At 47.4% G+C, this 21,996-nt stretch carries 17 protein-coding genes; 8 read left to right on the top strand and 9 right to left on the bottom strand.

Annotation, left to right across the window (positions count from 1 at the left end):
* Positions 1–17 precede the first annotated feature (17 nt).
* From J4N45_RS02760 to J4N45_RS02725, 8 genes are all read left to right on the top strand, one after another.
* Positions 18–1,430 (top strand): glutamate synthase small subunit GltD family protein, encoded by a 1,413-nt coding sequence (locus J4N45_RS02760; protein ID WP_234494496.1) that lies wholly within the window; start codon positions 18–20, stop codon positions 1,428–1,430.
* Between the two features lie 58 nt (positions 1,431–1,488).
* Positions 1,489–1,929, top strand: coding sequence for a DUF1499 domain-containing protein (locus tag J4N45_RS02755; RefSeq protein ID WP_234496121.1), 441 nt, complete (start codon positions 1,489–1,491; stop codon positions 1,927–1,929).
* An 86-nt stretch (positions 1,930–2,015) separates the two neighbouring features.
* Entirely contained in the window at positions 2,016–2,711 is a 696-nt protein-coding gene (mtnN, locus tag J4N45_RS02750; RefSeq protein WP_252013489.1) for a 5'-methylthioadenosine/S-adenosylhomocysteine nucleosidase, read from the top strand.
* Between the two features lie 43 nt (positions 2,712–2,754).
* Entirely contained in the window at positions 2,755–3,708 is a 954-nt protein-coding gene (locus J4N45_RS02745; protein WP_252013487.1) for a cobalamin biosynthesis family protein, read from the top strand.
* A 3-nt stretch (positions 3,709–3,711) separates the two neighbouring features.
* A complete protein-coding gene (gene btuF, locus J4N45_RS02740; protein WP_503055690.1) occupies positions 3,712–4,551 on the top strand; it encodes a vitamin B12 ABC transporter substrate-binding protein BtuF in 840 nt (279 codons plus the stop codon).
* Positions 4,552–4,653: 102 nt separating this feature from the next.
* Complete coding sequence (locus tag J4N45_RS02735; RefSeq protein WP_252013485.1) at positions 4,654–5,271, top strand: TRIC cation channel family protein; 618 nt, start codon at positions 4,654–4,656, stop codon at positions 5,269–5,271.
* 118 nt (positions 5,272–5,389) lie between these two features.
* Positions 5,390–6,931, top strand: a complete 1,542-nt coding sequence (gene modF, locus J4N45_RS02730; protein ID WP_252013483.1) for a molybdate ABC transporter ATP-binding protein ModF — start codon at positions 5,390–5,392, stop codon at positions 6,929–6,931.
* Positions 6,932–7,006: 75 nt separating this feature from the next.
* Positions 7,007–7,873, top strand: a complete 867-nt coding sequence (locus J4N45_RS02725; protein ID WP_252013481.1) for a LysR family transcriptional regulator — start codon at positions 7,007–7,009, stop codon at positions 7,871–7,873.
* Here J4N45_RS02725 and J4N45_RS02720 read toward each other — a convergent pair.
* The 9 genes from J4N45_RS02720 to ftsA all read right to left on the bottom strand — a co-directional run bounded on the left by J4N45_RS02720 (position 7,803) and on the right by ftsA (position 21,903).
* Positions 7,803–8,582: a TSUP family transporter gene (locus J4N45_RS02720; protein WP_252013479.1), complete on the bottom strand. Its 780-nt coding sequence runs from the start codon at positions 8,580–8,582 to the stop codon at positions 7,803–7,805. The genes J4N45_RS02725 and J4N45_RS02720 overlap by 71 nt on opposite strands.
* A 192-nt stretch (positions 8,583–8,774) precedes the next feature.
* Positions 8,775–11,999 carry a carbamoyl-phosphate synthase large subunit gene (gene carB / locus J4N45_RS02715; protein WP_252013476.1) on the bottom strand — a complete coding sequence of 1,075 codons (3,225 nt, stop codon included), beginning with the start codon at positions 11,997–11,999 and terminating at the stop codon, positions 8,775–8,777.
* Positions 12,000–12,015: 16 nt separating this feature from the next.
* Positions 12,016–13,155, bottom strand: a complete 1,140-nt coding sequence (gene carA, locus J4N45_RS02710; RefSeq protein WP_112459856.1) for a glutamine-hydrolyzing carbamoyl-phosphate synthase small subunit — start codon at positions 13,153–13,155, stop codon at positions 12,016–12,018.
* Positions 13,156–13,698: 543 nt separating this feature from the next.
* On the bottom strand, positions 13,699–14,508 hold the full coding sequence (gene dapB / locus J4N45_RS02705) for a 4-hydroxy-tetrahydrodipicolinate reductase (protein WP_252013465.1): 810 nt from the start codon (positions 14,506–14,508) through the stop codon (positions 13,699–13,701).
* Positions 14,509–14,584: 76 nt separating this feature from the next.
* The gene (mutT, locus tag J4N45_RS02700) at positions 14,585–14,983 is read right to left on the bottom strand and encodes an 8-oxo-dGTP diphosphatase MutT (protein WP_042476027.1); all 399 of its coding nucleotides are present in this window, start codon (positions 14,981–14,983) and stop codon (positions 14,585–14,587) included.
* Between the two features lie 124 nt (positions 14,984–15,107).
* Positions 15,108–17,840: a preprotein translocase subunit SecA gene (gene secA / locus J4N45_RS02695; protein WP_252013463.1), complete on the bottom strand. Its 2,733-nt coding sequence runs from the start codon at positions 17,838–17,840 to the stop codon at positions 15,108–15,110.
* Between the two features lie 528 nt (positions 17,841–18,368).
* Complete coding sequence (gene lpxC / locus J4N45_RS02690) at positions 18,369–19,286, bottom strand: UDP-3-O-acyl-N-acetylglucosamine deacetylase (RefSeq protein ID WP_042476021.1); 918 nt, start codon at positions 19,284–19,286, stop codon at positions 18,369–18,371.
* A 98-nt stretch (positions 19,287–19,384) separates the two neighbouring features.
* Entirely contained in the window at positions 19,385–20,611 is a 1,227-nt protein-coding gene (gene ftsZ, locus J4N45_RS02685) for a cell division protein FtsZ (protein WP_042476019.1), read from the bottom strand.
* A 29-nt stretch (positions 20,612–20,640) separates the two neighbouring features.
* Positions 20,641–21,903 carry a cell division protein FtsA gene (gene ftsA, locus J4N45_RS02680; RefSeq protein ID WP_042476016.1) on the bottom strand — a complete coding sequence of 421 codons (1,263 nt, stop codon included), beginning with the start codon at positions 21,901–21,903 and terminating at the stop codon, positions 20,641–20,643.
* Positions 21,904–21,996 lie beyond the last annotated feature (93 nt).

Genomic DNA, 21,996 nt, shown 5'->3' with positions numbered 1-21,996 from the left:
TGGAAGGAGCCAGAATAATGAGCCAAAACGTATACCAATTTATTGATGTGAACCGCGTCGACCCAGCTAAAAAGCCGATTAAGGTTCGCAAAATCGAGTTCGTGGAAATCTACGAACCCTTTACCAAACAGCAAGCGACAGCTCAGGCCGATCGCTGCCTCGACTGCGGTAACCCATACTGTGAATGGAAATGCCCAGTTCACAACTACATCCCACAATGGCTAAAGCTAGCCAATGAGGGACGCATCATAGAAGCCGCTGAACTCTCACATCAAACCAACAGCTTGCCAGAAGTCTGTGGTCGCGTATGTCCGCAAGATCGCTTGTGTGAGGGGTCATGTACGCTAAACGACGACTTCGGTGCGGTCACTATCGGCAATATCGAAAAGTACATCACCGACAAAGCGTTTGAGATGGGCTGGAAGCCAGATATGTCTCACGTGGAATGGACGGATAAGAAAGTCGCCATTATTGGTGCTGGGCCAGCAGGTCTTGCCGCTGCCGATATTCTGGCACGTAATGGTGTTAAGCCCGTCGTCTTTGATCGTTATCCCGAGATTGGAGGTCTACTCACCTTTGGTATTCCCTCTTTCAAACTAGAGAAAGACGTCATGATAAACCGTCGCCGCATCTTTACTGAGATGGGGGTTGAATTCCAGCTCAACACAGAGGTAGGCAAAGACGTTGAGATGGCGACGTTAATTGAAGAGTATGACGCCGTTTTCCTTGGTGTAGGGACCTACAAAAATATGCGAGCGGGCCTCGAGAACGAGAACGCACCCGGCGTCTTTGATGCCCTACCGTTTCTTATCTCAAACACCTACAAGGTCATGGAGCTTGATGGTGAGCAACCGTTCATTGATATGAAAGGTAAGAAGGTCGTAGTACTCGGTGGTGGCGATACGGCGATGGACTGTGTTCGCACCTCTATTCGTCAAAGTGCGAGTAGTGTAGTTTGTGCCTATCGCCGAGACGAAGCCAACATGCCAGGCTCCAGACGTGAGGTGAAAAATGCCCGTGAAGAAGGGGTTAACTTTATGTTTAACCTTCAGCCACTGGGCATTGAGGTTGATGCCAATGGTAATGCCTGCGGCGTTAAAGTTGTAAAAACCGCTCTAGGTGAACCCGATGAAGCCGGTCGCCGCCGTCCAGAACCCGTAGAAGGCAGCGAACATGTACTGGAAGCCGACGCGGTGATCATGGCATTCGGATTCCAGCCACATCAGATGTCTTGGCTAGAACCTTATGGCGTTGACCTTGACCAATGGGGTCGCATTAAAGCGCCTGTATCTCAAGAGTTTATGTATCAAACCACCAATGAGAAGATCTTCGCCGGAGGCGACGCGGTACGTGGCTCTGATTTGGTTGTTACCGCCATTGACGAGGGACGCAAAGCGGCAGAAGGCATACTAGACTTCTTAGATGTATAGAGTGAAAACAACAATACGTTAAGCCCAGCTCTGCTGGGCTTTTGTTTAAGGGAACATCATGACCAAAGCCAAGCTATTAACGCTTTCCTCCATCGTTTTTCTTACGGCCTGCGGAGCTGGCTACAAAACCACAACGGACCGCACTGACGAGCCATGTGGAGACAGTCCTCGCTGCGTCTCTACCCAAGATAGCCGTGAAGAATTTAATCTCGCCCCTTTCAAACTCGCCCCCAATACCAACATCAACCAAATAGAAACCGTCGCTTTAAGCTTCGATAATGCAGAGGTTGCCGCCATTGATGACAACTACCTACGGGTTGAATACACCTCCAGCGTGTTCCGTTATGTTGATGATATGGAGGTAAAAATCCAAGATGGGGAACTGAGAGTTCGCTCTGAGGCACGCATCGGCTACTACGATTTTGATGTCAATCGGAAGCGGGTTGAAGCCTTTCGCGCTAAGCTCATCGAAACTGGATTGATCATCGCAAATCCCTAATTGCTCAATCTCGCAAAGGTTGGGAAGCGAGGCGACTGTTGCTATACTGCACGCCAAAATACGTTTTCCAACTTGAGAGAATCTCTATGAAAATCGGCGTAATCGGCGCAATGGAACAAGAAGTTTCCATCCTAAAAGCAGCACTTACTAACCTAGAAGAAACCAAAAAAGGCGGTTGTACCTTCTTTACGGGTCAACTTCATAATGTTGATATCGTGCTACTTCAATCAGGTATCGGCAAAGTAGCCGCTGCAGTGGGCACGACGATTCTTCTTAGCGATTACCAACCAGATGTTGTGATTAACACAGGCTCAGCAGGTGGCTTTGAGTCTTCTCTGAACCTAGGTGATGTGGTTATCTCGACTGAAGTTCGTCACCATGATGCTGACGTGACTGCATTTGGCTACGAGATTGGTCAGATGGCAGGCCAACCTGCAGCATTCACTGCTGACCAAAAGCTAATGGATGTGGCAGAGCAAGCACTCGCACAAATGGAAGACAAGCATGCGGTACGCGGTTTGATCTGTACTGGTGACGAGTTCGTTTGCCGCCCCGAGCGTCAAGCATTCATCCGTGAGAACTTCCCTGGTGTTATCGCTGTAGAAATGGAGGCGTCTGCTATTGCGCAAACATGTCACCAATTCAACACGCCGTTTGTTGTGGTTCGTGCCATTTCTGATGTTGCCGATAAAGAATCACCAATGAGCTTTGAAGAGTTCCTACCATTAGCGGCGCAAAGCTCGTCTGAAATGGTAGTTAAAATGGTTGAACTGCTTAAATAAGCAGACGTTCTTGCCAAGAACTTAACGTACAAGGACGACGTCAATGAGCTCTTTTTTCGAGAGTTTATATGCCAATGGTGCACTCCTGACTTTATGGGGTGCACTCTTATTTCATCTACTCATTCCTATCCCACCAGCGGCGCACCCAGTGCGATTTTGGCAACTATTGCTCACCAATATCGCCCAAAAAGTGAATCAGCCTAACGCCTCGAGTCAGCAGCAAAGGCTCTCTGGCTCACTTGCTCTGCTTTTATTGCTCTTGCCCACACTCGCTGTACTCATAGCACTGCAATCTTTAGTGTGGAAAGCGGAGTTTTATCAACTGGCGCTTTTGCTGCTTGCCGTTGAGTGGCGTGGTAACGAGTTATTTGCTCGACGCTTTATTGATGCACTCGCCAAGGAAGACAAACACACTGCCCGGCATTTGCTTGCTTCTCGAGTCAATCGAGACACCGCCTCTTTGTCATTGCTAGGACTTGGCAAAGCGGGCGCTGAAAGCGTCATCATGGGATACGCGAGAAACGTCATTGGCGTCCTATTTTGGTACGGAGTCGCAGGGGGTATTGGCGCACTGATATATCGACTATGTGCGGAGATTGCACGCAATTGGAGTCCGCATAAACCCGGCTATGCCAACTTTGGCAAGCCCGCAGCTTGGTTGTTTATGATGGTCGATTACGTGCCGCAAAAGCTGTTCTCTCTCACCGTACTGCTTGGTATGCCAACTAAGGCAGTCCAACAAACACTTAGCCAAGCCAAAGCATGGGCCAACTCAGCGACGAGCTGGCTTATTTGTGGCTATGCTAATCGTTTTGAACTAGCGCTGGGCGGTCCCGCTATTTATGGTGATGAGAAATTACAACGAGCACGCATTGGTGGAAAAATCGCACCTGCGGCCATTCATATCGCTCAAATTCAAAAACACATAGCATGGCGGATCTATGTTTGGCTGATGCTGCAAAGCGCAACGATGTTCATCATCTATCAAGGGTTGTAACTCATGAATAACACGTATGTTGGGCTACTCGCTCTGCTTGCTAGCGGCTCATCGCTCGCCTCACCAATGGCGAGCGCCGACATCGAGCGCATTGTGAGCCTTGCGCCACATACCACCGAGCTTGCCTACGCCGCAGGACTTGGTGATAAGTTGGTGGCGGTAAGCGAATACAGCGACTATCCAGAAGCGGCTCAAAAGCTTGAGCGTGTCGCAAACTATCAAGGCATTAAGCTGGAGCGAATCGTGGCCTTGGAGCCCGATCTTATCTTGGCTTGGCCAACAGGAAACCCTGCCAGAGAGTTAGAGAAACTTGAGCAGCTTGGCTTCAACCTTTATTACTCTAAAGCAAAATCACTCGATGGCATTGCCAATAGTCTCGAGGCGCTTAGCCAATATGCGGATAATTCCAACGTAGGTCTAGTTGCCGCAAAGCAGTTTCGTGAAGAGCTTGACAAACTCAAACAGAAATACGACACCAAGCAGAAAGTTCGCTATTTCTACCAGCTCAGTGAGAAGCCGATTATTACGCTTTCTGATGGTAACTGGCCAAGTGAGGTATTTGAGTTTTGTGGTGGAGAAAACATCTTTGCCAGCAGCAAGGCTCCCTATCCTCAAGTCAGTCCCGAACAGGTGATCGTGCGCCAACCTGAAGCTATCTTCACCTCAGAGCACGCCATGGCAAACGGCAATATGTGGCAAAAATGGCAACAAGAATTACCTGCAGTACAAAACAAACATGTATGGGCTTTAACCTCAGATTGGCTGAATCGCCCCACACCAAGAACTCTACTGGCGGTCACTCAAGTATGTGAACATCTTGATTGGGTACGAACCCAAAAATAATGAGAGCTCGATCACATTCAGGTAAGATTCGCTATCCGCAAACGTTAAATCCCGTAAAATTAGCGCACTTTCCTATTACTTTTCTTCAGTGAGAATATAGCTGTGGATTCCATGCTCTATTTGGTCGACCTATTTGGTACGGCAGTGTTTGCAATATCGGGAGTGATACTTGCAGGAAGACTTAGGATGGATCCTTTTGGTGTCATGGTACTTGGCAGTGTTACCGCCATCGGTGGTGGAACCATTCGCGATATGGCGCTAGGTGCAACACCTGTTTTTTGGATAACGGATACCACCTATATCTGGGTGATTATCGTGACCTGTATTGCCACTATGATGCTGGTCAGGCATCCAAGGCGACTGCCTTGGTATGTATTGCCAGTAAGTGATGCGATAGGTCTCGCGGTATTTGTCGGCATTGGTGTTGAAAAAGCTCTGATGTTCCAGGATTCGTATTTGATCGCCGTTATCATGGGCGTATTAACGGGTTGTGGCGGTGGCATTATTCGTGACGTTCTTGCCCGAGAAGTTCCGATGGTATTAAGACGTGAAGTGTACGCAACCGCTTGTATTATTGGCGGTACCTTTCATGTCGGGGCTCTAATGATGGGCGCATCAACGGGCAGCGCCTTCTTGTGCTGTGTCGTCGCTACGTTGGTGATTCGACTGGGTGCAATTCGCTGGCATCTTTCGCTACCCACCTTTGCACTCGACAAATAGATTCAAGATTTGATGACTGGGGAATGTCATTTCTCCCGTCATCCTCTTCATTTTTCCCTGTTGCTTTAGTATGTTGGTTAAAACCTACTCGCTTATGCATTCGGACAGGGAAACGTCTATGGATATTACATTTGATCATGTCTCATTAAATCACCCACTTTCATTGTCGATTCCAGATTGGACAATCCGTTCTGGTGAGCATTGGGCTGTGTTCGAAACCCATGGCAATGTCGGCAGTTTGCTTGGCGATCTACTGTGTAATGAACTCACTCCTGACTCTGGCACCGTTTGCCAACCGCACACTCGAATCGCACAGGTTTCTCTTGCCGAGCAACAAAGGCTGCTTGAGCTCGAAAACGCTAATGACGACACCGACTTCCTTGACCGTATCGATTATGGTCGCACCGTCTACCAACTAGTCTCTGAGTTTTCAGATAACCCTGAGGTAATTGAACAGCTTATTCAAGAGCTCGACCTACTTCACTTAAAAGATAGAGGCTTCAAACAACTCTCCACTGGCGAGACGCGGCGCGTAATGCTTGCCAGAGCACTTGCTTGTGCACCAAAGGTACTTATCCTTGATGAACCATTTGTCGGTCTTGATAAGTTGCATCGTAAAATGCTCGCCGATTATCTGCGTGATCTGTCACTTCACGTTCAATTGGTGGTCATCACCTCACGTGAAGATGAAGTGCCAACGTGGATGTCTCATGTAGCCATGTTCGAGAATGGCAAACTCAAAGAACAGCTCAGTTACAACCAATGGCGTGAGCACCCAATCATTTCGCAGTTACTTGCACAGTCTTCACAGCAAAGCGAGCAGTGGTTAGCCTTAATTCGCAAGCATCAACACAGTGCAAAATTTGCTGATCCTCTAGTGAAGATCACAGACGGTAAAGTTGAGTATGTCGACCAAAAAATCTTCTCTGGTGTCAACTGGCAAATCAACAATGGCGAGCACTGGCAAGTCCGTGGTCCAAATGGCTGCGGCAAAAGCACCTTGCTTGGGATGATTTTTGGTGATCACCCTCAGTGCTACAGCAATGACATCGAGATTTATGGAATCAAACGAGGCAGCGGAGAAACTATCTGGGATATCAAGCAGCACACAGGCATGGTCTCTTCGTCGCTACATTTACAGTATCGAGTCAACTGCAGTGCTCGTGATGTCTTATTGTCTGGATTCTTTGACTCTATCGGTCTCTATGACAAGCCCAGTCAGAAACAAATTGAGGCAGCAAATGAATGGCTGACGCTACTGCATATGTCCGAGCTGCGAGACACCTCCTTTAAGTCTCTAGAGTATAGCCAGCAGAGGCTGTTGCTTATCGCGCGCGCCATCATCAAGCAGCCAACGATACTTATCTTAGATGAGCCATACCAGGGTTTAGATTTCCTTGGTCGTAAACTGGTGATGAACGCCCTTGAGCTGATTGCCAAAGAAAACCTGAGCCAGCTTCTATACGTCTCACACTACGTCGAAGATGAGCTAAGCAGCATTCAACATTTTGTCGACTTTGTCCCTGCAGAGGGACAAGAAGAGGGTTACAAGGTGGCTATTAGTACGCCTATTCAGCAAACGGCGAGCGATAACAAAACGAATGACAAAGCGGGTGCCGAAGACAATGTGAAAACGAAGTCTCTATGCCAAGAAGAATAGCGTAATGCCTGTCGGCATTTCGTTTGCAGCATGTTAGTCTTTAACTATTGATTCCATTCTTTCATCAAAAGACACATGCTTCTAGAGGGTATTGAAACACTGCTTGTGCTCGCGCAAGAAAAGACAATGGGTAGAGCTGGAAGCCGGCTTTATATCAGCCAGTCAGCGGTGAGCAAGCGTATCGCTAACCTAGAAAAGCGGTTAGGAAAGACCCTGATTGAACCTGAAGGTCGGCAGATTAAACTCACCGCAGAAGCTGAAGCCCTGATTGAACGCGTCGGTCCGAGTTTAAATGAGCTAAGGGGACTTATCGCCGAAGAGCAAAACGTTGAGAAGCAATCTATTTTGCGACTCGATTGCTCTGAGACGCTGGTTGCAGGCTACTTGAGTGAAGTGATGCCGCAACTGTTGGCGCAAGATAGCTTTCTGACCGTCACGACCAATCATACCCCCCGAATAGTCGAGCACGTCAAATCAGGAGAAGCGGCTGTCGGTTTATGTGCCGGACACCTGAACTCACGGCTTGGACTTATCGCCACGCACCTTTTTGACGAGCCCTTTAAGGTCGTCAGCAAGCAGCGGTTAATCCACCCTCCTACTAGTGTGATTACCAATGACTTGAATAATCCCGCTAACACTTATCAAGCAGGGTTATTACAGCAGGCTGGAATTTCACCCAGCATGCAGATGGACTCGTATACTGCCGCCGCTCAACTGGCGATTCGAGGAGTTTCACCAGCACTTGTACCACTGTCTATTATCAAAACACTGCACATCAGCGAGGCTTTATGTTTCGACTTTGAGTTTTTGACTGCACTGACGCGTCCAGTTCACGTTATTTATAGACCGAGTGCGCTTAAACAAGCTCGCCTTAAAACAGTGATTGAAACCATTGAGGATGCTGTTCCCAAAGTAGCTTTAATGCCATCACCATCGACATAATCACCACCAATGGGCGGATGAACTTCTTACCTTTAGAGACCACGACCTTAGCGCCCATCCTTGCCCCTAAGAAGCCACCAGCGGCCATCACCAATCCAATCTCCCATACAGGCAGACCAGCGATAACAAAGAAGATCAAGGCAGCCAGGTTCGAGGTAAAGTTAAGCACCTTGGTACGCGCGGTCGCGTGAACAATCGATAATTGAGCAATAGCCACAAAGCAGATAGTAAAGATAGAGCCCGTACCTGGACCGAAGAAACCATCGTAAAAGCCGACACCGGTGCCAACAGAAAACGCAAACAAGGTTTCTGACATCTTCGGCTTGCCTCCGCCTTCTCCAGCTTGCGGCGCCAATAAGAAATAGAGCGAGATGCCAAGTAGCAGCACAGGAATCAAGCTCGTCAGCACCCCAGCATCAATATACTGAACCAACTCGGCTCCGATAGCCGAGCCCACAAAAGTACAGGCTATCGCGAGACGCATATCTTTAAGATCGACAATACCATTACGAACGAAATACCAAGTCGCAGAGAAACTGCCGAACGAGCTCTGCAGCTTATTCGTCGCGAGTGCCTGTGTCGGTGGCACGCCAGCGGAGAGTAGCGCAGGTAGCGTCAACAGCCCTCCTCCTCCAGCCATAGCATCAATAAAACCAGCCAAGCCAGCGACAAAAAACAGTAAAACAAGAATGTCGTAAGTTACGTCCATGTGGGAAGCTCAAAAGAAGTTTTGTGAAATTGTATCCACCAGCGCCACTAAAACTAGCGAAACCACCGATACAAACCTATTCCAAATTGGAATCGTTTATTGGACAGGTAAAAAAAGTCCGCTCAAATGAGCGGGCAATGAGGTTGTCTAGGAGGTGATAACTCACCTCTCTATTCTTATTGTGTTACGCGATTAAGCGTTTTTGATCTGCTCGTGCAGCTCTTGTACTGACGTTACTGATACTTTCGCATCAGCAGTGTGAGCCATACACGTTGCAAACGCTGCGTTTAGCGTTGTTGTGTAGTTCACTTTCTCAGCCAGAGCGCCGCGACGTAGAACTTTTGAGTCTTCAATCGATTGACGACCTGCAGTCGTGTTCACGATGTAGGTGTACTCGTTGTTCTTGATGCGGTCTAGGATATGTGGACGGCCTTCGTGTACCTTGTTCACAAGACGAGGGTTGATGCCCGCTTCACCTAGGATTACCGCTGTACCGTGTGTTGCATCTAGCTGGTAACCAAGCTTAGTTAGCTTAGAGGCTAGGTCAACAACACGTTGCTTGTCGCCTTCGCGAACAGACAGTAGTGCGCGGCCGCCTTCTGGGTAAACATTGCCACAACCTAGTTCTGCTTTCGAGTAAGCTTCTGCGAACGTTGCGCCAACACCCATAACTTCACCAGTAGAACGCATTTCTGGGCCTAGTAGTGGGTCAACACCAGGGAACTTGTTGAACGGCAATACCACTTCTTTCACAGAGTAGTATGGTGGGATGATCTCTTTGGTAAAGCCTTGAGACTCTAGAGATTGACCTGCCATTACGCGCGCTGCGATTTTCGCAAGCGGTGCACCTGTTGCTTTAGAAACAAACGGTACAGTACGAGCTGCACGTGGGTTTACTTCGATTAGGTAAACCTTGTTGTTCTTAACCGCAAACTGAGTGTTCATCAGACCGCGTACACCCAACTCGAACGCTAGCTTCTCAACTTGCTCACGCATCACATCTTGGATTTCTGCGCTTAGTGTGTAAGCCGGAAGTGAACATGCTGAGTCACCTGAGTGAACACCTGCTTGCTCGATGTGCTCCATGATACCGCCGATAACCACACGCTCGCCGTCACAGATAGCGTCGATATCCACTTCTACTGCATCGTCAAGGAAGCTATCTAGAAGTACTGGCGATTCGTTAGACACGCTTACTGCTTCGTTGAAGTAGCGACGTAGGTCTTGCTCGTCGTATACGATTTCCATCGCACGACCACCGAGTACGTATGAAGGACGTACAACCAGTGGGAAGCCGATTTCACGAGACTTATCAACCGCTTGCTCAAGCGTAGTTACTGTTGCGTTTTCTGGTTGTAGTAGGCCTAGACGGTCTACAGCAACTTGGAAGCGCTCACGGTCTTCTGCACGGTCGATAGCATCTGGGCTAGTACCAATGATTGGCACGCCTGCTGCTTCAAGAGCACGTGCTAGTTTCAGAGGCGTTTGACCACCGTACTGAACGATAACGCCTTTTGGCTTCTCAACGCGTACGATTGATAGTACATCTTCAAGCGTTACAGGTTCGAAGTACAGACGGTCTGACGTGTCGTAGTCCGTTGATACTGTCTCTGGGTTACAGTTAACCATGATGGTTTCGTAACCGTCTTCGCGCAGTGCAAGAGATGCGTGTACACAACAGTAGTCAAATTCGATGCCTTGACCGATACGGTTAGGACCACCGCCCAGAACCATGATCTTGTCTTTGTCTGTTGGCTGCGCTTCACACTCTTCATCGTAAGATGAGTACATGTAAGCCGTGTCAGATGAGAATTCAGCAGCACACGTATCAACACGCTTGTAAACAGGGTGAATGTCGTACTGGTCGCGTAGACGACGGATTTCGCTTTCCGATACACCTAGAATCGAAGACAGACGAGCATCGGCGAAGCCTTTGCGCTTCATCTTGCGAAGTACGTCTTCAGTAAGACCGGCAAAACCGCCTGCTTTAACTTCGTTCTCTAGTTTCACAAGCTCTTCGATTTGAACTAGGAACCAACGGTCAATTTGCGTTAGGTTGAATACACCGTCTACAGACAAACCTGCACGGAATGCGTCTGCGATGTACCAGATACGCTCCGCACCCGCTTCTTTCAGCTCGTGACGGATTTTAGATAGTGCGTCTGGAGAGTCTAGGTCAACCATCTCGTCAAAGCCGTTCGCGCCAACTTCTAGGCCACGAAGTGCTTTTTGTAGAGATTCTTGTTGGTTACGACCAATCGCCATTACCTCACCAACTGACTTCATCTGAGTCGTTAGACGGTCGTTAGCGCCCGCGAACTTCTCGAAGTTAAAGCGAGGGATCTTAGTCACAACGTAGTCGATTGTTGGTTCGAACGATGCTGGTGTTGCGCCGCCCGTGATGTCGTTCATTAGCTCGTCTAGAGTAAAGCCAACTGCTAGCTTCGCAGCAATCTTCGCGATTGGGAAACCTGTTGCTTTAGACGCTAGAGCAGAAGAGCGAGATACACGTGGGTTCATCTCGATGATAACCATACGGCCATCTTTCGGGTTGATACCAAACTGAACGTTTGAACCACCTGTTTCTACACCGATTTCACGCAGTACCGCTAGAGAAGCGTTACGCATTAACTGGTATTCTTTGTCCGTCAGCGTTTGCGCTGGCGCCACTGTGATTGAGTCACCAGTGTGAATGCCCATTGGGTCGAAGTTTTCAATCGCACAAACGATGATACAGTTGTCCGCTTTGTCACGAACCACTTCCATCTCGTACTCTTTCCAACCGATTAGCGACTCATCGATAAGAAGCTCATTGGTTGGAGACAGGTCTAGACCGCGGCGACAAATCTCTTCGAACTCTTCTTTGTTGTACGCAATACCACCACCGGTACCACCCATAGTGAAAGAAGGACGAATGATACAAGGGAAGCCAACCATATCAAGAACCGCGTACGCTTCTTCCATAGTCTTAGCCGTGTCTGCACGTGGACACTCTAGGCCAATTGACTTCATCGCTTTATCGAATCGAGAACGGTCTTCTGCTTTATCGATAGCGTCAGCCGTTGCACCGATCATCTCTACACCAAACTCAGCTAGTACGCCGTGTTTTTCTAGGTCTAGAGCACAGTTAAGTGCAGTCTGACCACCCATAGTAGGCAGTACTGCATCTGGACGCTCTTTCTCGATGATGTTACGAACCACTTCCCATTGGATAGGCTCGATGTAAGTTGCATCTGCCATGTCAGGGTCAGTCATGATAGTTGCAGGGTTCGAGTTCACAAGGATAACTCGGTAACCTTCTTCGCGCAGTGCTTTACACGCTTGAGCACCTGAGTAGTCAAACTCACAAGCCTGACCGATAACGATTGGGCCAGCACCAAGAATTAGAATACTTTTTAAGTCAGTACGTTTTGGCATTCTCAACTACTCCGAATTACGCTTTGTGTTCTTTAATTAGGTCGATGAAGTGGTCAAACAATGGCGCTGCATCGTGTGGACCTGGGCTCGCTTCAGGGTGACCCTGGAAGCTGAACGCTGGCTTATCTGTACGGTGGATACCTTGAAGTGTTCCGTCGAACAGAGATTTGTGCGTTGCACGTAGGTTCTCTGGAAGCGTCTCTTCATCCGCAGCAAAGCCGTGGTTCTGTGAAGTAATCATTACTACATCACGGTCTAGGTCTTTAACTGGGTGGTTCGCACCGTGGTGGCCAAACTTCATCTTCACTGTTTGCGCACCAGACGCTAGAGCCAAGATTTGGTGACCAAGGCAGATACCAAAGATTGGTAGGCCTTTGTCTAGGAATACTTTTGTTGCCTCGATCGCGTAAGTACATGGCGCCGGGTCACCAGGGCCGTTTGATAGGAATACGCCATCTGGGTTAAGTGCAAGCACGTCTTCAGCAGAAGTTTGCGCTGGAACCACTGTTAGGCGGCAGCCGCGGTCTACAAGCATGCGTAGGATGTTGCGTTTTGCACCGAAGTCGTAAGCAACAACGTGATATGGCAGCTCGCTGTCGTCTTTCGCTTCAGGAAGGCCACCCTCGAGTGTCCACGAACCCTGTTTCCATTGATACGTTTCTTGCGTTGTTACTTCTTTCGCAAGGTCCATACCTTTCAAGCCAGGGAACTCTTTCGCTTTCGCCAGTGCTAGCGCTTCGTCTAGGTTATCACCAGCAACGATACAACCGTTCTGAGCGCCTTTCTCACGTAGAAGACGAGTCAGCTTACGCGTATCGATATCTGCGATACCAACGATGTTTTGAGACTTAAGGTAGTCTGAAAGCGACTGTTCATTACGGAAGTTAGAAGCGATAAGAGGAAGATCGCGGATCACAAGGCCTTGTGCGTGGATTGCTGAAGACTCTTCGTCTTCTTTATTAGTACCAGTATTGCCAATATGAGGATAAGTAAGAGTGACAATCTGTTGAGAATAGGAAGGATCAGTGAGGATTTCTTGGTACCCCGTCATCGAGGTATTAAAAACAACTTCACCAACGGATAAACCATCTGCTCCAATGGAAACACCGCGGAACACTGTCCCATCTTCTAGGACTAACAGTGCTGATTTACTCAAGACAACCTCCAGAATAAAAATGCATAAATTTTAAATTAAATTGCAGATTTGCCTTCCTCTTCGCTATAAATAAGCGGTTTTAGGTAGTTCAGACAAATTGGCGGTATTCTAATGATGCCGACGTTTTGTGTCAACAAGCACGGAAAAATAAATCCAAACTTTATAGTCACTAACGAATTTTTCGTTTTAAACCGCCAAAAACAGACATTTAATGAGAAAAATTCAATCAGTTAACGGCAAGCATAGTTTTTCGACGCAGAAACTCACCGTCATACTTCAAAATTTGCAACAACTATTTGCGCAAACGATCGCCAAACAGACAAAACATATAAAAATAGAGCTTTAAGTTAAAAAACCACAAAAAGGCTTCATAAAAACAGGCAAAAAACCCAATAACTGCACACTTTGCATCCATTTGTGAAATTTAGGACACGCAGTGTTTGTACTCACTCAGACTATCGTTACCAGAATATTTATGTAGTTGCTGTCTTTAGTACTCACACCGAATTGGGATATAAAAAAAGCGCCATACTGGCGCTTTTTTTAAATGCTGTCTAAACCGAGCACTTCGGTCATGGTATAGAAACCGGCAGGCTTATCATTGAGCCACACAGCAGCTTTGACTGCACCATTAGCAAAGGTCATACGATCGGTCGCTTTGTGAGTGATCTCAACACGCTCGCCGATATCCGCAAACATCGCCGTGTGCTCACCGATAATGTCACCGGCGCGTATTGTCGCAAAGCCAATTTCATCACGAGTTCGCTCACCAGTAATGCCTTCACGAGCGTAGACTGCCACATCATTAAGCTCATTACCCATCGCGCCCGCGATCGCCTCACCCATACCAATTGCTGTGCCAGAAGGCGCATCAACTTTATGGCGGTGGTGTGCTTCTACGATTTCGATATCACAGTAATCACCCATGACCTTCGCTGCTTTCTCTAGCAGTTTAAATACTAGGTTTACACCAACGCTGTAGTTTGGTGCCATGACAACCGGAACCACCTTAGCCGCTTCATCGATGAGCTCTTTCTCTTCTTCGCTGAAACCTGTGGTACCAATGACCATTTTTTTACCATGCTGTTTGCACAGCTCTAGATTCGCAAGGGTACTTTTCGGTGCAGTAAAGTCGATAATCACATCAAAGTCGGCAATTGACTTCGCCAAATCATCAACCAGCGCGACATCAAAGCGCCCTTCACCACATAGCTCACCAACATCAACGCCAACGAGTGAAGACTCAGGACGCTCAGAGCCCGCTCCCACGGTCGCTTGTTTGTTGTGAAATGTTGCTTTTACTAGGTTGCGACCCATGCGGCCCGCTGCTCCTGCAATCGCAATTCTTACCATTGCGCTATTCTCCGTTGTTTTGTGTTGCTACCAATGTAACGTAAAGCAATTAGGGCTGCTAGCACAGTTACCAATTTTAACGGTATTTTTCGATGACTTTGTTCAAGATAGGCACGTTGGCTTCAGGGAAGCGGTAGTCTGCCAATTCACTGATACTGACCCAGCGTCCTTCCTGCCCTTCTTTACCAAAAGGCACACCTTCAAAACCTGTTACTGAGATGAAATCGAACTCCAACGACTTCTCAGGGTAATCATGCAGAAGATGTTCGAAAAGCACCTGCTCGGTCACTTTAATATCAATCTCTTCATACAGTTCACGAGCAATGGCTTGTTGAATCGTTTCACCTGCTTCAACCTTGCCACCAGGGAACTCCCAGAAGCCGCCTTTGTGTAGGTTATCGGGTCTCTTGGTAATGTAGATTTGAGACTTATCTTGGTTAAAGATAATGGCGGCGACAATATGAACTCGCTTCACTTCCTTTCCTCACTGTTATTGTTGTTTTCACTATTCTAATCAAGCTCACGCTATCTGCGCGGACTTATAACGTTAGCATAAAAAAAGAGCCGCTTAATGCGACTCTTTTCTTCAATACCTTGGTTTAGTTGATTTTACCGTGGCATTGCTTGTACTTCTTACCGCTACCACATGGGCAAGGCTCGTTACGACCAACCTTACGCTCTTCGCGTACCATAGGTTGTGCTGAACCTTCTTGCTCTTGTTCAGAGTTATCCGCCAACTGGTTCTCTGCATTCGCGTGTTGAGCCTGCGCTTTTGCTGCTGCAGCTTCAGCTTGTGCTTGACGCTGAGCTTCCATACGCTCCACTTCTTCTTGCTGCTGTACGCGTACTTTAGAAAGAATGGTGATGACATCAATCTTCAAAGAATCTAGCAATTGCTCGAACAGCTCAAACGACTCACGCTTGTACTCTTGTTTCGGGTTCTTCTGTGCGTAGCCACGAAGGTGGATACCTTGACGTAGGTGATCCATCGCCGCTAGGTGCTCTTTCCAAAGCGTATCTAGCGTTTGTAGCATCACTGATTTTTCGAAGTTACGCAGTACTTGAGCACCAACGGTCTCTTCTTTCTCTTTGTAGATAGTGACAGCAGTATCAAGGATCTTCTCGCGAAGTGCTTCTTCATAAAGCTTGTCGTCTTCTTCCAACCAAGATTTGATCGCCAGATCAAGGTCAAAGTCATTCTTAAGACGCTCTTGAAGACCTTCGATGTCCCACATATCTTCAAGCGACTGTGGCGGGATGTATTCATCGATAACAGAAGTAAAGACGTCAGCGCGGTTTTGCTCTAGCATCTCACTAATGTCATCAGCGGTCATTAGTTCATCACGCAGCTCGTAGACCACCTTACGCTGATCGTTCGCCACGTCATCGAACTCAAGAAGCTGTTTACGGATGTCGAAGTTGCGACCTTCCACTTTACGCTGTGCTTTCTCGATTGAGCGAGACAGCATCTTACTCTCAATCGCTTCGCCTTCTTCCATACCGCTCTGGATAAGACTCGCCATACGATCAGAAGTAAAGATACGAAGTAGTTGGTCTTCCATTGATAGGTAGAAGCGAGAAGAACCCGCGTCACCCTGACGACCAGAACGACCACGAAGCTGGTTATCGATACGACGAGATTCATGACGCTCAGTACCGATGATGTGTAGACCACCGGCTTCTAGCACTTGATCATGAATCACTTTCCACTCAGCTTTGATTGAGTCAATCTGCTCTTGTGAAGGGTTGTCGAGTTGCTCAACCTTTGCTTGCCAGCTACCACCCAACACGATATCGGTACCACGACCTGCCATGTTAGTTGCGATGGTCACCGCGCCTGGCGTACCCGCTTCAGCAACGATTTCCGCCTCACGCTCGTGGAATTTCGCGTTAAGTACGTTGTGTTTGATCTTCGCTTGCTTCAGAGCGTTTGATAGCAGCTCTGATTTCTCAATCGATACCGTACCAACCAGAATAGGCTGACCATTTGCCGCGCGCTCTTTGATATCTTCGATGATGGCGTTGAATTTCTCCATCTCTGTGCGATAAACCACATCCGGCATATCGTTACGAACCATAGGTTTGTTGGTTGGGATAACCACTGTCTCTAGACCGTAGATAGATTGGAATTCGAATGCTTCTGTATCAGCAGTACCGGTCATGCCCGACAGTTTGTCGTATAGACGGAAGTAATTCTGGAAGGTAATCGATGCCAGCGTCTGGTTTTCATTCTGGATCTTAACGCCTTCTTTAGCTTCAACCGCTTGGTGAAGACCTTCAGACCAACGACGACCAGGCATAGTACGACCGGTGTGCTCATCAACGATAACCACTTCGCCTTGCTCGTTAACAATGTAGTCAACGTTCTTCTCAAACAACACGTGAGCACGCAATGCAGCGTTAACGTGGTGCAATAGGCTAATGTTAGTTGGTGAGTACAATGTATCGCCTTCTTCCATCAGACCGTTTTTGATTAGCAATTCTTCAACGTACTCTTGACCGGTCTCTGTTAGGTGAACCTGCTTAGATTTCTCATCAACCGTATAGTGACCATCACCGCGGTACTCTTCCGAATCTTCTTGCTCTTGCTGTTCAAGATTCGGGATTAGGGTGTTGATGCGAGTGTAAAGATCAGAGCTGTCTTCTGCTGGACCAGAGATAATGAGCGGGGTACGTGCTTCATCGATAAGGATGGAGTCAACTTCATCGACAACAGCGAAGAAGCGTTCACGCTGAACTCGGTCTTCAACACGAAAGGCCATGTTGTCACGAAGATAGTCGAAGCCGAACTCGTTGTTCGTACCGTATAGGATATCCGCTTGATAAGCTTCTTTCTTCTCTTGAGGGTGCATGTTTGGTACGTTGATACCCACCGTCATGCCTAGGAATTCGAATAGCGCGCGGTTAGTTTCCGCATCACGCTTAGCAAGATAGTCGTTCACCGTTACGATATGAACACCTTTGCCTGGTAGAGCGTTCAAGTAGGCTGGAAGTGTTGCAGTCAGCGTTTTACCTTCACCGGTACGCATCTCTGCAATTTGGCCTGAGTTAAGAACCATACCACCGATAAGCTGAACATCGAAGTGACGCATGCCGAACACACGCTTAGATGCTTCACGAACAGTTGCAAACGCTTCTGGTAGGATTTGGTCTAGATTTTCACCTTTGTCCAAACGCTCACGAAACTCAACCGTCTTTGCTTTTAGTTCTTCATCAGACAACGCTTCGAACTGCGGCTCGTAGTTATTGATCTGTTTTACGATTTTTCTTAGTCGACGCAGTGTTCTGTCGTTGCGACTACCAATGACCTTTGTCAGTAGGTTAGTAATCATTGTGTTTTTGTTCTCTCTACCATTAGATCATTTCGACCTATTAAAATTGCCTTCCGTCTCTACTAAGGCCAAGCGACCTAACTGAGATAAAATCTATACCAACTGATATTGAGTTCAAGCGGCTAGAATTCAAGGCAGACATGCTAATTAATGGCACATAGTTTAAGGAATTTTTGACCCAACAACCAAGCATCTATCGAAACTAACCGCAATTAGTTTGATGTGTTTGGAAGTTTTGGGGTATTGAAGGGATGAAAGTACACCATTCTTGCTAAAAAGTATGACAGCAATACGAGATAAGAGGGCTAAAAGTGAAAACTTATACTCCACGAAACAAGGGCTGTGGTGGTATTAGGGAAAACAGAAAGCAAAAAGGATCGAAAAGATCGGCAGATGATCGTCCACTCAAGAAATAAGATCTTTTTTGAGTTGGCAACTTTTTGCCACCGTGCCAGTGATGCTGAAAACGACAGAAACAAAAAAGTCAGGCATGAAGCCTGACTTTTTCTAAATTCTGTATTGACGTTATTACGCCATTACCATGCTTGGGTCTGCAAACGCGACTGGAGAACCTGCTTGCTCTTCAAACGTTGCCCATTCCCACGCTTCTTGGTCTGCCAGTACCGCGCGAAGCAGTTGGTTGTTTAGACCATGACCTGACTTATAAGCTGCAAACTCACCAATAATGGCATGACCGGCCATATACAAGTCACCGATTGCATCCAATACTTTGTGTGTTACAAATTCATTTTCGAATCGTAGACCTTCTTCGTTAAGGATACGGTAATCATCCAAAACGATAGCGTTGTCGAAGCTACCACCCAAAACTAGGTTTTGTGATTGTAAGTATTCGATATCGCGCATGAAGCCGAAAGTACGAGCTCGAGAGATTTCTTTTACAAAACCTTGTGATGAGAAATCAAACAGAAGACGCTGTTCGTCAGCATCGATGGCTGGGTGATTAAACTCAATCTCGAAGTCCATTCTGAAACCATTGTAAGGGCGAAGTTCAGCCCACTTATCGCCATCTTCGAAGCGAACAGGTTTCTTGATGCGAATGAATCGTTTTGGTGCATTCTGAGTTTCAATGCCCGCTTGTTGTAGCAGGTATACGAATGGGCTTGCGCTACCATCCATGATTGGAATCTCAGGTGCATCAACCTCTACGATGATGTTATCGATGCCCATGCCAGCTAGTGCAGCATTAAGGTGCTCAACCGTAGAAATACGGATGCCTTCATCGTTAACAAGCGCAGTACAAAGCATAGTGTCACGTACAGAAAGAGGATCCGCAGGAAAATCCACAGGCGGATTCACGTCAGTACGACGGTATACAACACCAGTATTCGCAGCCGCAGGACGCAAAGTTAGTGTTACTTTACGACCAGAGTGAAGGCCCACTCCTACAGTAGTCACTATTTCTTTAAGCGTACGTTGTCTGATCATCTACAAACCTCTTAATCTACGCTACATATCACGGTTGATTATGTAACCAACCGCGAATCCTACCAGAAATTTGAGCTATGTCAAATTCACACAGATTATCAATCTGCTTGACGACGCAAAAATGCTGGAATGTCTAAGTAGCCACTTTCCTTCTCAGGCTTAGGTGCAGCGCTGGTATTGCCGCTCGACACAGGTGCAGAGCTTGCAGTATTCGGCGTATTTACCTCAACCTTTTCCTGATTATTTACAGGCAAAGATTGTGCCACTTTGTCCTCTACTTTCGCAGCTGGCGCTTGAGTTGGCTGTTGAGGCTGACTTGCAGTCACTGGCGTTTTGCCACCTGCGACTAGCGTAATATCTGGCTTACGCTCATTACCGATACCCGTTGCAACCACAGTCACACGAATTTCGTCGCTCATGTCTGGGTCTAGAGATGTACCAATAACAACCGTTGCATTGTCAGAAGCAAAAGCTTTTACTGTGTTACCCACGGTCTCGAATTCGTCTAGACGCATATCAAGACCCGCAGTGATGTTAACAAGTACACCACGCGCACCGGCAAGATCGATGTCTTCTAGAAGTGGACTAGAGATTGCCATCTCTGCCGCTTCTTCTGCACGATCTTCACCTTTAGCAACACCGCTACCCATCATTGCATGCCCCATCTCCGACATCACGGTACGAACGTCTGCAAAGTCGACGTTAATCATGCCAGGGCGAGTAATCAGCTCTGCGATACCTTGAACCGCATTCTTAAGTACGTCATTTGCGCTTGCAAACGCTTCTAGAAGCGTTACACCACGACCAAGTACTTTAAGAAGCTTTTCATTTGGAATCGTGATCAAAGAGTCAACATGCTTTGAAAGCTCTTCGATACCTTGCTCAGCGAACAACAGGCGCTTCTTACCTTCAAAGCTAAATGGCTTAGTCACCACCGCTACAGTAAGAATACCAAGCTCTTTCGCTACTTCAGCAATGACTGGAGCTGCACCGGTTCCGGTACCGCCGCCCATACCAGCTGCGATAAACACCATATCGGCACCAGTAATGCTTTCTTTAATTCTTTCTTTGTCTTCAAGAGCTGCATCACGTCCAACTTGAGGGTTTGCACCTGCACCCAAGCCTTTTGTGATATCGCCGCCAATTTGAATAACGTGGTTGATGCTCGTTTTGCGCAATGCTTGAGCATCGGTGTTAACACTAATGAAATCAACCCCTTCGATTGATTCACGAACCATGTGTTCTACAGCGTTACCACCGCCACCGCCTACGCCTACTACTTTAATGACAGCTTCGTCAGACATTTCCATCATCGGTTCAAACATTTGTTATCTCCGTTTTCCTGCAACTCAGGTTAAAACTCTTTTTGTATCCAATTACGCAACTTTCCAAAGATTGTCGACACCGATTGACGCTTTGGTTCGTTATAATCATTGTCGTCATTAATCTGACTGTCTCTTGCGTAATGAAGTAATCCAACGGCCGTAGAATGATACGGCTCTTTTACATAGTCCGTTAGGCCACTCACCTCTAAAGGCTTACCTACCCGAACCTGATTGCGGAATACGCGCTCTGCACACTCCACAACCCCTTCAATTTGTGCTGCACCGCCGGTTAAGACAACGCCTGCTGCGAGATGGTGTTTTACACCGCTCTCTCTTAGTTTAGCTTGAACATTATCAATGGTTTGATTTACAAGTCCCATTAATTCTGTATAGCGCGGTTCTATTACTTCTGCCAGTGTTTGACGCTGAAGACTGCGCGATGGACGACCACCAACGCTCGGCACATTGACCGTATCGTCTTTGCTTACTAGTTCGCTTAACGCACAACCATACTTTACTTTTATCTCTTCTGCATCACTTAGTGGTGTGCCAAATGCAAATGCGATATCGCTCGTCACAGCATTACCTGCATAAGAGAAGACTTCAGTATGTCTCAGTGCGCCACCAGTCCAAATGGAGATATCCATCGTGCCTGCACCAATATCGACCACACAGACACCAAGCTCACGCTCGTCTTCTGTAATAACCGCATTGCTTGAGGCAAGACCAGAGAACACTAGCTGTTCCACTTTCAAGCCGCAGCGCTCTACCGCTTTAATGATGTTTCTTGCCATATCATTGTGACAAGAGATCAAGTGGACACTGACTTCCATACGAACCCCAGACAGACCAAGCGGGTTTTTTATCCCTTCTTGATAGTCTATGGTAAATTCCTGAGGAATCACATGCAGTATGCGCTGTTCATCACCGATTTTTATGGATTTCGCGGTATGAATCGCCCGATCCATATCATCCTGTGACACTTCCTCTTCAGAAATGGTTCCCATGCCTTTTTCAATTCGGCTTGCAATATGCTTACCAGAAAGAGAGATAAAGACGTTGCTGATTTGGCATTCCGCCATGAGCTCAGCTTGATCGACAGCACGTTGCACGGACTTGACCACTGACTCAAGGTCGTTAACGCCACCTTTGTCCATTCCGCGAGAAGGACTAGAACCTGCACCAATGATATTTACCTGCCCGTCTGGTAATACTTCACCGACTAAAGCAGATACGGTCGCAGTGCCAATATCAAGACCGACAATAATATTGTCATCCGTGGTCTTCGTCATCTGTACTCTCTTATGTTTCGCTATCTCAATTCCCAGAGAACAACTCGCTTGGGTTGTCCAATTCCTAACTGAACTTAAGTATCGATACGCAAG

The organism is Vibrio sp. SCSIO 43140, assembly GCF_023716585.1.
Lineage (GTDB): Bacteria > Pseudomonadota > Gammaproteobacteria > Enterobacterales > Vibrionaceae > Vibrio > Vibrio maritimus_B.
Note: the sequence above shows the minus strand (reverse complement) of the source record. Positions and strands in the feature narration are given on the sequence as shown.

Coding starts and splice junctions, on each gene's coding strand:
- J4N45_RS02760 (WP_234494496.1), top strand. CDS start 18: ATGAGCCAAAACGTATACCAATTTATTGATGTGAACCGCGTCGACCCA.
- J4N45_RS02755 (WP_234496121.1), top strand. CDS start 1,489: ATGACCAAAGCCAAGCTATTAACGCTTTCCTCCATCGTTTTTCTTACG.
- mtnN (WP_252013489.1), top strand. CDS start 2,016: ATGAAAATCGGCGTAATCGGCGCAATGGAACAAGAAGTTTCCATCCTA.
- J4N45_RS02745 (WP_252013487.1), top strand. CDS start 2,755: ATGAGCTCTTTTTTCGAGAGTTTATATGCCAATGGTGCACTCCTGACT.
- btuF (WP_503055690.1), top strand. CDS start 3,712: ATGAATAACACGTATGTTGGGCTACTCGCTCTGCTTGCTAGCGGCTCA.
- modF (WP_252013483.1), top strand. CDS start 5,390: ATGGATATTACATTTGATCATGTCTCATTAAATCACCCACTTTCATTG.
- J4N45_RS02725 (WP_252013481.1), top strand. CDS start 7,007: ATGCTTCTAGAGGGTATTGAAACACTGCTTGTGCTCGCGCAAGAAAAG.
- J4N45_RS02720 (WP_252013479.1), bottom strand. CDS start 8,582: ATGGACGTAACTTACGACATTCTTGTTTTACTGTTTTTTGTCGCTGGC.
- carB (WP_252013476.1), bottom strand. CDS start 11,999: ATGCCAAAACGTACTGACTTAAAAAGTATTCTAATTCTTGGTGCTGGC.
- dapB (WP_252013465.1), bottom strand. CDS start 14,508: ATGGTAAGAATTGCGATTGCAGGAGCAGCGGGCCGCATGGGTCGCAAC.
- secA (WP_252013463.1), bottom strand. CDS start 17,840: ATGATTACTAACCTACTGACAAAGGTCATTGGTAGTCGCAACGACAGA.
- lpxC (WP_042476021.1), bottom strand. CDS start 19,286: ATGATCAGACAACGTACGCTTAAAGAAATAGTGACTACTGTAGGAGTG.
- ftsZ (WP_042476019.1), bottom strand. CDS start 20,611: ATGTTTGAACCGATGATGGAAATGTCTGACGAAGCTGTCATTAAAGTA.
- ftsA (WP_042476016.1), bottom strand. CDS start 21,903: ATGACGAAGACCACGGATGACAATATTATTGTCGGTCTTGATATTGGC.